The organism is Campylobacter jejuni (assembly GCF_001457695.1).
In the GTDB taxonomy this organism is placed as follows: Bacteria; Campylobacterota; Campylobacteria; order Campylobacterales; family Campylobacteraceae; genus Campylobacter_D; species Campylobacter_D jejuni.
Window position 1 is genome coordinate 1,239,199 of the sequence record NZ_LN831025.1, and the last position, 13,404, is coordinate 1,252,602.

General features: G+C 30.6%; 14 protein-coding genes. 8 read left to right on the plus strand and 6 right to left on the minus strand.

Annotated elements, in window-relative coordinates:
* The first annotated feature begins 15 nt into the window (after positions 1-15).
* The 4 genes from AT682_RS06335 to metF are packed head-to-tail and all read left to right on the plus strand — an operon-like array spanning position 16 to position 4,923.
* Positions 16-1,008: an isopenicillin N synthase family dioxygenase gene (locus AT682_RS06335; protein WP_002882217.1), complete on the plus strand. Its 993-nt coding sequence runs from the start codon at positions 16-18 to the stop codon at positions 1,006-1,008.
* Positions 1,009-1,018: 10 nt separating this feature from the next.
* Positions 1,019-1,789 carry a MetQ/NlpA family ABC transporter substrate-binding protein gene (locus AT682_RS06340; RefSeq protein ID WP_002882216.1) on the plus strand — a complete coding sequence of 257 codons (771 nt, stop codon included), beginning with the start codon at positions 1,019-1,021 and terminating at the stop codon, positions 1,787-1,789.
* Positions 1,790-1,800: 11 nt separating this feature from the next.
* Entirely contained in the window at positions 1,801-4,065 is a 2,265-nt protein-coding gene (gene metE / locus AT682_RS06345; protein ID WP_002882215.1) for a 5-methyltetrahydropteroyltriglutamate--homocysteine S-methyltransferase, read from the plus strand.
* Between the two features lie 9 nt (positions 4,066-4,074).
* Positions 4,075-4,923: a methylenetetrahydrofolate reductase [NAD(P)H] gene (gene metF, locus AT682_RS06350; RefSeq protein ID WP_002859283.1), complete on the plus strand. Its 849-nt coding sequence runs from the start codon at positions 4,075-4,077 to the stop codon at positions 4,921-4,923.
* A 21-nt stretch (positions 4,924-4,944) separates the two neighbouring features.
* Here metF and AT682_RS06355 read toward each other — a convergent pair whose 3' ends face one another.
* From AT682_RS06355 to AT682_RS06375, 5 genes are all read right to left on the minus strand, one after another.
* Positions 4,945-5,136, minus strand: coding sequence for a membrane protein (locus AT682_RS06355; protein WP_002852856.1), 192 nt, complete (start codon positions 5,134-5,136; stop codon positions 4,945-4,947).
* The gene (gene atpB / locus AT682_RS06360) at positions 5,133-5,813 is read right to left on the minus strand and encodes a F0F1 ATP synthase subunit A (RefSeq protein ID WP_002852750.1); all 681 of its coding nucleotides are present in this window, start codon (positions 5,811-5,813) and stop codon (positions 5,133-5,135) included. Before atpB ends, AT682_RS06355 begins: the two co-directional genes overlap by 4 nt.
* Before the next feature lie 68 nt (positions 5,814-5,881).
* Entirely contained in the window at positions 5,882-7,222 is a 1,341-nt protein-coding gene (gene radA, locus AT682_RS06365; RefSeq protein ID WP_002868570.1) for a DNA repair protein RadA, read from the minus strand.
* Positions 7,222-8,088 carry a signal recognition particle-docking protein FtsY gene (ftsY, locus tag AT682_RS06370; protein WP_002852840.1) on the minus strand — a complete coding sequence of 289 codons (867 nt, stop codon included), beginning with the start codon at positions 8,086-8,088 and terminating at the stop codon, positions 7,222-7,224. The genes radA and ftsY overlap by 1 nt, the downstream gene beginning before the upstream one ends.
* On the minus strand, positions 8,088-8,645 hold the full coding sequence (locus AT682_RS06375; RefSeq protein ID WP_002882214.1) for a TlpA family protein disulfide reductase: 558 nt from the start codon (positions 8,643-8,645) through the stop codon (positions 8,088-8,090). The genes ftsY and AT682_RS06375 overlap by 1 nt, the downstream gene beginning before the upstream one ends.
* A gap of 82 nt (positions 8,646-8,727) precedes the next feature.
* On the opposite strand from AT682_RS06375, the gene AT682_RS06380 reads away from it, so the two are divergent.
* Genes AT682_RS06380 through AT682_RS06395 form a run of 4 tightly spaced genes read left to right on the plus strand, consistent with a single transcriptional unit; the run spans position 8,728 to position 12,653 of the window.
* On the plus strand, positions 8,728-9,354 hold the full coding sequence (locus tag AT682_RS06380; RefSeq protein WP_002860439.1) for a 5-formyltetrahydrofolate cyclo-ligase: 627 nt from the start codon (positions 8,728-8,730) through the stop codon (positions 9,352-9,354).
* Entirely contained in the window at positions 9,275-10,828 is a 1,554-nt protein-coding gene (gene rny, locus AT682_RS06385) for a ribonuclease Y (RefSeq protein ID WP_002853829.1), read from the plus strand. The genes AT682_RS06380 and rny overlap by 80 nt, the downstream gene beginning before the upstream one ends.
* 8 nt (positions 10,829-10,836) lie before the next feature.
* Positions 10,837-11,394: a DedA family protein gene (locus AT682_RS06390; RefSeq protein WP_002882212.1), complete on the plus strand. Its 558-nt coding sequence runs from the start codon at positions 10,837-10,839 to the stop codon at positions 11,392-11,394.
* Positions 11,394-12,653: a ComEC/Rec2 family competence protein gene (locus AT682_RS06395; protein ID WP_002882211.1), complete on the plus strand. Its 1,260-nt coding sequence runs from the start codon at positions 11,394-11,396 to the stop codon at positions 12,651-12,653. Before AT682_RS06390 ends, AT682_RS06395 begins: the two co-directional genes overlap by 1 nt.
* Here AT682_RS06395 and rbn read toward each other — a convergent pair.
* Positions 12,597-13,403 (minus strand): YihY/virulence factor BrkB family protein, encoded by an 807-nt coding sequence (gene rbn / locus AT682_RS06400; RefSeq protein ID WP_002882210.1) that lies wholly within the window; start codon positions 13,401-13,403, stop codon positions 12,597-12,599. The two genes, AT682_RS06395 and rbn, sit on opposite strands and share 57 nt — an antisense overlap.
* Position 13,404: the final 1 nt, after the last annotated feature.

Consider the following 13,404-nt stretch of genomic DNA (forward strand, 5'->3'; position numbering starts at 1 on the left):
ATTTAAGGAGCAAAAATGAACTTACCTATACTTGATTTACAAGCTTATGAAAAAGATAAAAGCACTTTTCTTAAAAATTTAAGAGAAATTGCTTCTAAAATAGGTTTTTTTTATCTTATCAATACCAGTATAGATAAAAATTTAAACGAGAAATTATTCAAACTTGGCAAAGAATTTTTTAATCTTTCTAGAAGTTCGAAAGAGCTTATTTCTATGGTACATTCTCCTCAATTTAGAGGTTATACTAGCGAAGGTTTTGAATACACAGCAGGATCTAAGGATTATAGAGAACAACTGGATATAGGCACAGAAAGAGATGCTTTAAACTGGAATTTAAACTCACCCTTATGGCAAAGACTAGAAGGTCCTAATCTTTGGCCTAGTGAAATTCCAGAACTTAAAAAAACTTTCTTAACTTGGCACAAACAAACCAAAAAAGCTTGTTTAAAGCTTTTAAAAGCCTTCGCTCAAGCTCTTGATCTACCCAACAATGCTTTTGATAAACTTTATGGAGAAAATTCTTACGAACATTGTAAAATCATACATTATCCAAAAAGCTCAAAAAATATCACTCAAGGCGTAGGTTCACATAAAGATGGTGGGCTTATCACTTTTGTTTTTCAAGAAAAACAAAGCGGACTTGAAGCTTTTATAGATGGTAAATGGCTTAGTATACCCCCACTTGAAAATAGCGTTGTAGTTAATATAGGAGAATTTTTAGAACTAGCTACCAATGGCTATTTAAAAGCTACTATTCACCGCGTGAATTTAAGCCCAAAAGAACGCTTTAGCATAGCTTATTTTCTTGGAGTGCAGCTTGATAAAGACATACCCATTTTTAAATTAAACCCAGAGCTTGCTAAAGAAAGTAAAGGTGTGGATACTGATCCTAAAAATCCACTTTTAAGAAATGTTGCAAGTAATTATTTTAAAAGAATGATACGCTCTCATCCTGATGTGGCAAGTATTTATCATAGTGACTTGATAGAAAAATTTAATTTTGCGTAAAGGAGAAAAAATGACTTTATTTACTAAAGCTTTTTGCGTCGCTACTCTTTTTACCGGTTTTGCATGGGCAAATGAAGAACTTAAAGTTGGTTCTTCTATAACACCTCATGCAGATATTTTAAGATTTATAAAACCAGCACTTCAAAAACAAGGTTATGATTTAAAAATTTATGAATTCAATGATGGAGTAATCCCTAATGTAATGGTTGAAAATGGTGAGTTAGATGCTAATTATTTTCAGCATGAACCCTATTTAAAAGAATTCAATCAAAGACAAGGCACCCATCTTGTAAAAGTTGCCAGTATCCATATAGAACCTATGGCGGTGTATTCTAAAAAACATAAAAAATTTAACCCCAAGGAAGGACAAAGCATTTCTATACCCAATAATCCTACAAATGAAAGCCGTGCTTTACGCATTGTAGCAAGCAAAGGACTTATAGAAGTTAAGGATAATGAGCTCATCACTCCTTTAGATATCACTAAAAATCCTAAGAAGCTTAAATTTGTAGAGTTAAAAGACGCTCAACTTACAAGGAGTTTAAATGATGTAGATTATTCTCTTATTAATAGCAATTTTGCTATTTTAGCAGGTTTAAACCCTGTAAAAGATGGGCTTTATACAGAAAGTAAATATAGTGAATATGGCAATATCATCGCCGTTAAAGAAGGTAATGAAAACCTTCCTAAAATCAAAGCCCTAGTAAAGGCTTTGCAAAGTGATGAAGTTAAAAAATTTATAGAAGAAAAATATCAGGGTGCTTTAATCCCTACATTTTAAGGAGAACAAATATGAAAAATTCAATCATTTCTTACCCAAGAATAGGTGCAAATAGAGAATTAAAATTTGCTATTGAAAAATACTTTAAAAACCAAAGTTCAAAAGAGGAGCTTTTAAAAAGTGCTAAGGATTTAAGGATTAGACACTGGCAAGAAATTCAAAAAGCTGGCATTGATTTTATCCCTAGTAATGATTTTTCACTTTATGATAATGTCTTAGATGCAGCTGTGCTTTTTAATATTGTTCATACAAAGTATAAAAATTTAAATTTAGATGCTTTAGATGAATACTTTGCTCAAAGTCGAGGTTATCAAGGAGAAAATGGAGATGTTACAGCCTTAGCAATGAAAAAATGGTTCAATACAAATTATCATTATTTGGTGCCTGAGTGCGATAATGCTGATATTATAGCTTTAACAGGGGATAAAATTTTTAAAGAATATCTCGAAGCTAAAGAGCTTGGCATAGAAAGCAAGCCTGTTTTAATAGGCATTTTCACACTTTTTAAACTCATTGCCTTTAAAGATGAAAAAACTCAAAAACTCGCTAAAGAAAAGCTTTTAAACGCTTACATAGAGCTTTTTGATAAACTAAATGAACTTAAAGTGACATGGCTTGAACTTGATGAGCCTTATTTGGTTTATGATTTAAGCAAGGAAGATATCGCTTTGTTTGAAGAATTTTACCAAGAACTTTTAAATCACAAAAAAGATCTTAAAATTTTACTTCAAAGCTATTTTGGAGACTTAAGAGATATTTATCCTAAACTTTTAGAAAGCAAATTTGATGCTTTGGGTCTTGATTTTATCGAAGGTAAACAAAGCTTAGCCTTGGTTCAAAAATACGGCTTTGCTAAAGATAAAATCCTTTTTGCAGGTCTTATTAACGGCAAAAATATCTATGCTAATGATTATGCTAAAAGTCTAAAGCTTGTTAAAGAGCTTCAAAAATATACACAAAATATCGTCTTAAACACCTCTTGTTCGCTTTTGCATGTGCCTTATAGCACTGAATTTGAAAGCAAATTAGATTCAAACTATCTTAAACTTTTTGCCTTTGCTAAAGAAAAACTTCAAGAACTTAAAGATTTAAAAGAAATCTTAAATTCTAGCGAAGAAAATCCGCTCTTTAGAGCCAATCAAGAGCTTTTTAAAAATATCCCGGAGCGTTTAGATGAAAAAGTCAAAGCAAGGCTTAAGGCTTTAAAAAAAGAAGATTTTACCAGAACGCCTAGTTTTAAAGAACGCGCCTTAATCCAAAAAGAATTTTTAAAACTCCCTCTTTTACCAACCACAACCATAGGTTCCTTTCCTCAAAGTGCCGATGTAAGATCTAATCGCCTTGCCTTTAAGCAAGAAAAAATTTCAGCTCAAAACTACACTGAATTTAACCAACAAAAAATCAAAGAATGCATACAAATTCAAGAAGAAATAGGACTTGATGTTTTAGTGCATGGAGAATTTGAAAGAAATGATATGGTGGAGTATTTTGGAGAGAATCTAAAGGGCTTTTTATTTACTCAAAATGGTTGGGTGCAAAGCTATGGCACAAGGTGCGTTAAACCTCCTGTGATTTGGGGTGATGTATCACGCACAAAGCCTATCACCTTAGCTTGGTCTAAATTTGCACAAAGTTTAAGTCAAAAAATCGTAAAAGGTATGCTAACTGGACCTGTAACCATACTTAATTGGTCCTTTCCAAGAGAAGACATTAGTCTAAAAGAAAGCACTGAGCAAATTGCCTTAGCTATAAGAGATGAAGTATTAGATCTTGAAAATGCAGGTATAAAAATCATACAAATTGATGAAGCGGCTTTGCGTGAAAAACTGCCTTTAAGAAAAAGTGATTGGCATAGTGAGTATTTAAATTGGGCTATTCCTGCTTTTAATCTTGTGCATAGCGGGGTAAAAGCTAAAACTCAAATTCACACTCATATGTGTTATAGTGAATTTAGTGATATCTTAAAAGAAATTGACGCTATGGATGCTGATGTGATTTCTTTTGAAGCTTCAAGATCAAACTTAAGTCTTTTAGATACCCTAAAAGCTATTCGTTTTAAAACTGAAGTGGGACCAGGAGTTTATGATATACATAGCCCTAGAGTTCCAAGCGTAGAAGAATTAAGTTTAACTATAGAAAAAATTTTAAACAAATTACCTAAGGAGCAAATTTGGATCAATCCAGACTGCGGACTTAAAACAAGAGCCTATGAAGAAGTTATAGCCTCTCTTAAAAATTTAGTTACGGCTACGCAAAAAATACGAGAACAATTATAAGGAGTTTTCATGTGTAGTTTTTCTTTTGAAGTTTTTCCACCAAGAAAGGATGAAAATATCAAAAATCTTCATGCTATCTTAGATGATTTAGGGCAATTAAGCCCTAATTTTATCAGCGTAACCTTTGGAGCTGGAGGCTCTATTAACTCACAAAATACTTTAGAAGTTGCAAGCTTAATCCAGGAAGAATATCAAATTCCTAGCATAGTACATTTACCTTGCATCCATTCTAGTAAAGAAAAAATCACTCAGATACTTCAAAAATGCAAAGAAAAAAATCTTAATCAAATTCTTGCTCTAAGAGGCGATATATGTGAAAATTTAGAAAAAAGTAAAGATTTTTCTTATGCTAGTGATTTAATTTCTTTTATAAAAAAACAAGAATACTTTGAAATTTATGCCGCATGCTATCCTGAAAAACATAATGAATCTAAAAATTTCATCGAGGATATACACCATCTTAAAACTAAGGTAAATGCAGGAACAGACAAGCTCATTACTCAACTTTTTTACGATAATGAAGATTTTTATACTTTTAAACAAAATTGTGCTTTAGCAGGTATTGACATACCTATTTACGCAGGTATTATGCCTATTACTAACAAAAGACAGGTTTTAAAAATTTCTCAACTTTGCGGAGCTAAAATCCCTCCTAAATTTGTTAAAATTTTAGAAAAATATGAAAATAATGCTTTGGCTTTAGAAGATGCAGGTATCGCTTATGCTTGCGATCAAATTGTCGATTTAATCACAAGTGGCGTAGATGGAATTCATCTTTATACTATGAATAAATCCAAAGCGGCTATTAAAATTTATGAAGCTGTAAAGCATTTGCTTAAAGAAGAGCTTCATGCTTAGAAAATAAACTATTTTTTGCTTTTATCTTAACTTATTTTCATTTTTTAGCTTATGGTTTTCTATAAGTAAAACAAAAATTAAAGATAAAAGCAAACCTGGTATAATACCCAAGCAAAGATAGAAAAAAGAATTATATTTAAAAAAGAAGAAAAGTGCACCAAAAAGCATTAAAGCTAAAGATGCACCTTTGAAAAATTCTAAAATATAGATCAATGACCTTCCTCAACAACAGTTGCACCCGCTAAATATACATAAGTTAAAATCATAAAAATAAAAGCTTGTAAAAATGCCATAAAAGTTAAAAGCACATAAGCAGGAAGTGGAGCTATATAAGGAACTAAAGCTAAAATTACCATCAAAAATAAATCGTCACCTTTAATATTTCCAAACAAACGGAAGGACAAAGAAACCACACGAGAAAGATGAGAGACTATCTCTATAGGAAACATCAAAGGAGCTAAAAGTTTAATAGGTCCCATGAAATGAGCAAAATACTTTACAAAACCTTGTGCCCTAATACCCTCAAAATGATAATATACAAAAACTATAATAGCCAAGGACAAAGTCAAATTTAAACTTGCAGTTGGAGAGTGAAAACCAGGTATTATGCCTATAATATTACTAAAAAACACTATAATCCCCAAAGTTGCAACCAAAGGAAGATATTTTCTTGCACCTTTTTCACTTCCCATGGTATCTCTACCCATAGATAAAACTCCCTCTAAAAAAGCCTCGCCTAAATTTTGCATACCGCGTGGAACAAGTTGCATAGAACGAGTAGCCATCATAGCCACTATAACAGCAATTAAAGCTACCAAACCTATGTGAAAAAAATAAGAAAAAGTATGACTTGCATCAAGCAAAGAGCTAAATAAAAATAAATCTTTCATGGTTTCCTCAAAAATTTTATTCTAAACTCGGAATTTTAGCAAAATCTTACTTATATTTTAATGAAAATTTACATCCATTCTAAAACTTGTGAAAGTTCTTTGGCAACAAAACACTTAAGCCCTATATCTTCCAAAGGCTTAGAAGGAATAATGGCATTTTTAAATTTTTGCATTTTAGCTTCTTTTAAACGCGTATCAAGGCTAAAAACCTCTCTAATTTCTCCATTTAAACTAAGCTCTCCTATAAAAATACTATCTTTGCTCAAAGGGCGATTTTTAAAACTTGAAATAATCGCAGCAACCACAGCCAAATCCGCAGCAGTTTCACTTACTTTTACTCCGCCGCTAATATTTACAAATACATCATAATGCCCTAAAGGAATTCCAAGTTTTCTTTCAAGCAAAGCCAAAAGCATATCTAAGCGATTTTTTTCATATCCTGTAGCGCTGCGTTTTGGATAAGAACTTTCACACACTAAAGCTTGAACTTCTAAAACCAAGGCACGAGATCCTTCCATCACAACACCTAAAGCACTTCCTGAAATAGCCTTTCCACGAGTAAAAAAACGATTTGCCAAATCTTTTGCACTGATCAAACCCTTAGCAGTCATCTCAAAAATACCTACTTCATTCGTTCCACCAAAACGATTTTTAAAGCCTCTTAAAAGTCTGATTTCTTTAGTAGCATCTCCTTCAAAATAAAGCACCACATCTACCATATGCTCAAGAACCCTAGGCCCTGCTATAGCACCTTCTTTAGTAATATGCCCTATGATAAAAGTACTGATATTATAAGCCTTGCTAACACGCATAAGTTCAAAAGTAATCTCACGCACCTGAGTGATGCTTCCTGCTGCTGAAGTGATTTTATTTGAATATAGAGTTTGTATAGAATCAACGATAAGAATGCTATAATCTTTTTTGTGCAATTCTTCTAAAATATTTTCAAGGCAAAGTTCAGTAAGTAAAAATAAATTCGGAGTATTAGCCTCAAGACGATCAGCTCTTAATTTAATCTGGGCTTTACTTTCTTCGCCACTTACATAAAGGACTTTTTTACCCTGTTTAGCTAAATTTGAAGCAATTTTTAACAAAAGCGTAGATTTTCCGACACCTGGACTTCCACCTATAAGCACTAAAGAACCTTCAACAAGTCCTCCACCTAAAACCAAATCAAGCTCATTATCATCTGTGCTGTATCTTGTAAAATGTTCTAACTCCACATCTTCAATACAAACAGCTTCACTTGTTTTCATACTAACTTGCGCAAGCTCTTTTAAAACTTTAATCTGCTCAGCTTTTAATTCTACAAAACTATCCCAAGCTCCACAATCAGGACATTTTCCAAGCCATTTACTTTGTTGATTTCCACAGGCTTGACATTCAAAAAGTGCTTTATTTTTTGCCATTATTCAAAAATAGGATCTAATAAAGTATCTAAGTAAGCACTTGCATTAAATTCTTGTAAATCCGTCATTTGCTCACCCACGCCTACATAAAAAATAGGAAGCTCAAGCTCTCTTGCTATACTAAAAAGTGCACCCCCTTTAGCTGTCCCATCAAGCTTTGTAATAATCACACCATCAAGTTTTACAAGCTCATTAAAAGCTTTAGCTTGTAAAATTCCAGCATTTCCCTGTGTTCCATCTAAAACTAAAATTTTTCTATGGGGTGCACCTTCTAAAGCTTTGTTTGAAATTCTCACAATTTTTTCAAGCTCATGGGCTAAATTTTTTTGATTTTGCAAACGCCCTGCTGTATCGATAATAACTCTATCAAAATCCTTTGCTTTTGCTTTAGAGATAGTATCAAAAGCAACCGCTGAAGGATCATGCCCTTGTGCAGTTAAAACTATATCTACATCCACTTTTTGCGCCCAAAGTTTTAATTGTTCAATCGCACCTGCTCTAAAAGTATCACACGCTCCTAAAATCACTTTTTGATTTTGGTTTTTATATAAATAAGCAAGTTTGGCAATACTTGTTGTTTTTCCTGCTCCATTTACTCCTAAAATAAGCTCTACAAAAGGTTTTTCTTGATTGGTTTCTTTTTTTTCATAAAGAAAATAAGAACCCATAACACGCTTTAAATCTTCTTTTTTTACTTCATTTTGAGGTGGTAAATAATAAATTATCTCTTCAACTATTTCATAACTTACATCTGCTTCAAGCAAAATTTCTTCAAGCAAATCTTTGGTTATCTTTTTATTCTCTCCTTTAATCCCAACAATATTTTCAAGAGTTTTTGCAAGTCCTTTTTTAAAAAAATTAAACATTAAAGTATAGCCTTTTGTATATCGATTTCTAGCATTTCTTCAGGAATAAGCCCTAAATACTGATTAATCAATTTAGAATGCTTATTGTAAAGAAACATGGTAGGAATTCCATTTACCCCACCTAAAGCTTTAGCTAAAAGATAGTTATTTTCACCATTAGCGACTTTATAAGATATTTTATGCTGTTCTATAAATTTTTGAATCTCATCGTTAGATTTATCTTCTAATAAAACCCCAACTATATTAAAATCATTATTATACTTTTCTTGTAATTTATTAAGATGAGGGATTTCAGCAATGCAAGGGGTACACCAAGTGGTAAAAAATACAAACAAAGTTGCCTTATCTTCATCGTTGAAATTTAAAACGACATTTTCTTTTTTAACTGAAATTGATCCTCCATCAATCAAATTAAGTTTAAAATTCATATCATCACTTTGATTGATACTTGCCTCGGTGCTTAAATTTACATCATTTTGCTGCTTTTCTTTATCATTGCTACAAGCAACAAACAAACAAGATATTGCCACTAGTAAAAGTATTTTTTTAATCTTCATTATTTATCAATCCTTTATTCTTCTTTATAAAAATGCTAAAATTATAACATACATAAGATAATATTTTTTTAAAGGCATATTAATGGAAAAAACAGATTTTAGGGCATTGCAAAAAATACGCCTTTTCAAACATTCAAAACTAAATTTCAAACAAGATTATAAAATATTTAAAGAATGTCTTAAAATAATAAAGCTATTTAAAGCTAAAAATATTTTAATTTTTATTCCTTTGCATTATGAACCAAACTTAATAAAATTTCGCCATATTCTAAATAAAAATTACAAACTTTTTGTTCCATTTATGCAAGATAAAAGTTTAAAAATTGTAAAATTAAGATTGCCTTTTATTAAAAAAAGGTTTGGGGTTTTAGAGCCTATAGATTCTTTTTTTAAAGCAAAAATTGATTTAGCTATTGTGCCTGTAATTGGCGTCGATAAAAATTTAAAAAGAATAGGACATGGGCAAGGTTTTTATGATAGATTTTTTGAAAATTTAAATTACAAGCCTCATATAATATTTGTCCAAAGTATAGATGCTTTAAGTCAAAATAATCTAACACAAAAGCATGATATTTCAGGAAAATTATACATAAACCCTTATAAAAAATATTACAAGAAAGAAAGAAAAAATGATAGAATCACTTATCGCACTTATAGCCGCTATAGTCGGACTCGGTATAGGATATTTAGTTGCAAAAAAAATCAATGATGCCAAATATGAAATTTTCGTAGAACAAGCCAAAGCTAAAGCCAAAGCTATAGAATACGAAGCGGAGCTTATTTTAAAAGATGCAAAAAATTCAATTCTTAATGCAGAATTAGAAGTTAAAAAAAAATACGAAGAAAAAACTCACAAAATTCAAAAAGATTTTAATCAAAAATTTGATGATCTTTCTAAAAAAGAACAAAAACTTCAGCAAGAAGAAGAAAAACTAAAAGAAGATAAAGAATACCTTTGCAAGTCACAAAAACACATTCAAGACTTACAATCTGATGTTGATAAATTAAAAAATAAATATCAAGAAAAACTTGACGATGTTTTAAAAATTTTAGAACATTCTACAGGACTTACGCAAAATGAAGCCAAAGAAATCATTCTTAAAAAAGTAGAAGAAAATTCTCGCGAGCAAATTGCACATATAGTAAGAAAATATGAAGAAGAAGCAAAAAATGAAGCCAAAAGAAAAGCTAACTTCATCATTGCTCAAGCTACTTCTCGTTTTGCAGGTGAATTTGCAGCTGAAAGACTTATCAATGTTATTAACATTAAAAACGATGAACTTAAAGGACGTATCATTGGTAAAGAAGGGCGCAATGTTAAAACCTTAGAAATGGTTTTAGGTGTTGATATTATCATCGATGATACACCAGGTGCTATTATAGTAAGTTGTTTTAATCTTTATCGCCGTGCTATTGCTACAAAAGTTATAGAACTTTTAGTTGAAGATGGCAGAATTCAACCCGCGCGCATAGAAGAAATTCACGAAAAAGTGTGCAAAGAATTTGATAGTGCCATTCTAGAAGAAGGCGAAACCATAGTTATGGATCTAGGTTTAAATAAAATACACCCTGAAATTGTAAAACTCATAGGAAAACTCAAATACCGAGCAAGCTATGGACAAAACGCTTTAGCACATTCTTTGGAAGTGGCTCACCTTGCAGGAATCATTGCTGCTGAGTGTGGTGGGGATGAGAATTTAGCACGTCGTGCGGGAATTTTACATGATATAGGAAAAGCATTAACCCATGATTTTGAAGGATCTCATGTGGATTTAGGCGCAGAACTTTGCAAACGCTATAAAGAGCATCCTGTAGTAATCAATGCTATTTACGCACATCATGGACACGAAGAAGCTACAAGCATAGAATCAGCAGCTGTTTGTGCAGCAGATACTTTAAGTGCTGCACGACCTGGAGCTAGAAGAGAAGTATTAGAAGCTTTCTTAAAAAGAGTCAGTGAGCTAGAAGATATCGCTAAAAGTAAAGAAGGAATTAAAAATGCCTATGCAATCAATGCCGGAAGAGAAATTCGCGTCATAGCCAATGCTCAGCTTGTTAATGATGATGAAAGTGTACTTTTGGCTAAAGAAATAGCAGCTGAAATTCAAGAAAAAATGCAATATCCTGGTGAAATTAAAGTCAATGTTATACGTGAACTTAGAGCTGTAGAATACGCTAAATAAGGTTTATCATGCAAGATATGATTGATACTTTAATAAAATATGGTTATATTGTTTTATTCTTTTACTCTTTAGGGGGCGGAATGGTTGGAATTTTAGCTGCAGGAGTTTTAAGTTCTCAAGGAAAAATGGATCTTAGTTTTTGCATTACTCTTGCTTTTATTGCTAATACCATAGGTTCAACTTTGCTTTTTATACTTGGGAAATATTATAAAAAAGATATTATGCCTTATTTTAAAAAACACCGACGCAAGCTAGCCCTTGCTATGATGAAAACAAAACAACACGGAATTATTTTACTTGTAACTCAAAAATTTATTTATGGTTTAAAAACTTTCATTCCTATAGCTGCAGGTATGGCAAAATATAATTTTATTAAATTTTTTATTATCAATACTCTAGCTAGTTTGGCATGGGCTATTGTTCTAGGTTTTGCTGCTTATACTTTTGGATATGTTATTGAAGCAATTTTTGATAAACTGAGTTTATATCCTTATGCCGCTCCTTTATTTTTATTATTTTTAGCTGGAATAATTTGGCTTTATTTAAGTAAATTTTCCAAAAAATAATGTCTCTATGGAATTCTTTTTTTTACTCTTTTAAAGAATTTCATTATTTATTTTTATCTGTTGTTATTATTTTTATTTTTAATATCCTTTTAGAATATAATAATTTTTTAAACTTTAAAAACCAAAAACATTACTTTATAAATAACGCTCTATTAACGCACCAATATATAAAATATAATAAAAAAAATAAAAAATATTGGGTTTTAAAGCTACAAACTGAAAACTTCACTTTTTATACTACAAGTTTTAAGGATTTAAATTTAAGCAAGAATCAACTTTTAAGCCTTAGAATTATCACCCATAATATTAACTTTAGAGACTATCTGAGCAAAAGTTTTTATGCACCTTCTTATGATTTTGAAAAATTAAAAGAAAAAGAATACAATCCCATTATATCTTACTTCTTAAATCAACATACAAATGAAAAAATTAAAGAATTTTATGGTGCTTTATTTTTTGCACTGCCCATATCTTTAGAGCTTAGAAACGATGTAAATTACTATGGCATAGCACACCTTATAGCAATTAGCGGTTATCACATAGGCTTGCTTTTTAGTTTAATTTTCTTTATTTTAGCTCCAATTTATAGTTTTTTCCAAAAAAGATATTTTCCTTATAGAAATTTACGTTTAGATTTAAGTATTTTAATTTTTACACTGCTTTTAGCTTATGCTTGTTTAATAGGATTTGTCCCTTCTTTTGTGCGCTCCTTGATTATGGCTTTTTGGGTTTTTTATCTATTGTGTAAAAATATAAAAATTATTAATTTCTTTACGCTTTTTTGTAGTATTTTATTATGCATTTCTCTTTACCCTAGACTTTTATTTAGTATTGGATTTTTATTTTCTATTTTAGGTGTTTTTTATATTTTTTTATATATGCATCATTTTGCAAATAAATTTAATAATCTTATAAATATTATTTTGCTTAATATTTGGACTTTTTTTGCTATGGTTTTACCTGTGCTTTATTTTTTTCCACTTATAAGCTACCAACAAATTTTAGGTATTATTTTGAGTGGAATTTTTGTAATATTTTATCCTTTAGTATTATTTTTGCATCTTATAAACTATGGAGATTTGCTCAATTTTATCTTAGATGAATTTTTTAAATTTAAAATTTATGGAACTAATATCCATATCCCATTTTGGATTTTTATAAGTTATCTTATTGCTTCTTTAATCTCTGTGCGATTTAAATATCTAGCTTTTCTTTGTATTTTTGCGAATTTTATTCCCTTCATTATGGTTGTGATTTAGAAAATAATAGAGTTTAAGCCCAAAAAGATAAATAATCCAAGAAATATAAATCCAAATAAAAAAGAATAAAATAGTAGAAAAAGATCCATAAACACTAGCGTATGTTTTATTATATACCACATAATATACAAATAAATTTTTTCCTATATACCAAATAGCACCCGCTCCAAAAGATACTAAAGCTAAACTTTTAAGAGTTCCCCTATGAACAGAACTTGAATAAGATATAAAAAATAAACCCCAAATAATTACAAAGGGTAAAATTTCAAAAAAATTAAACCCTATTTTATAATCATCTAAAGTTTGTTGGATAAAACCTGAAATATAAAAACTAAGCCCAAGTCCCAAAGGAACAAGAGTCAAAAGGGTCCAATAAGAACTAATACTTTGCCAAAGTCCTTTAGGTTCATTTTTAGTAATACGATTGATTACAAAATCATAGCCTGAAAAAAAAGCTAAAGAAGTAAATGCCATAGCAATAAGACCTACAATACCCAAATTTACACTATTTTTTAAAAAAGTATCGATGTAAGTAGCAACAACATCTTGTTGCGTTGGTATTAAAAAAGCAAAAATTACTTGCTTTGCTTTTTCATAATAAGCTTTAAAACTGGAAATTTGCGTAAAAACAGAAAAACATACAAATAAAATAGGTATTAAAGATAATACAGTATAAAAACTAAGCGCTGCTGCATAATTTAAAATTTCCTTATCACGCAAATTTAGTAAAATAGTAAAAAAATTTTTCACC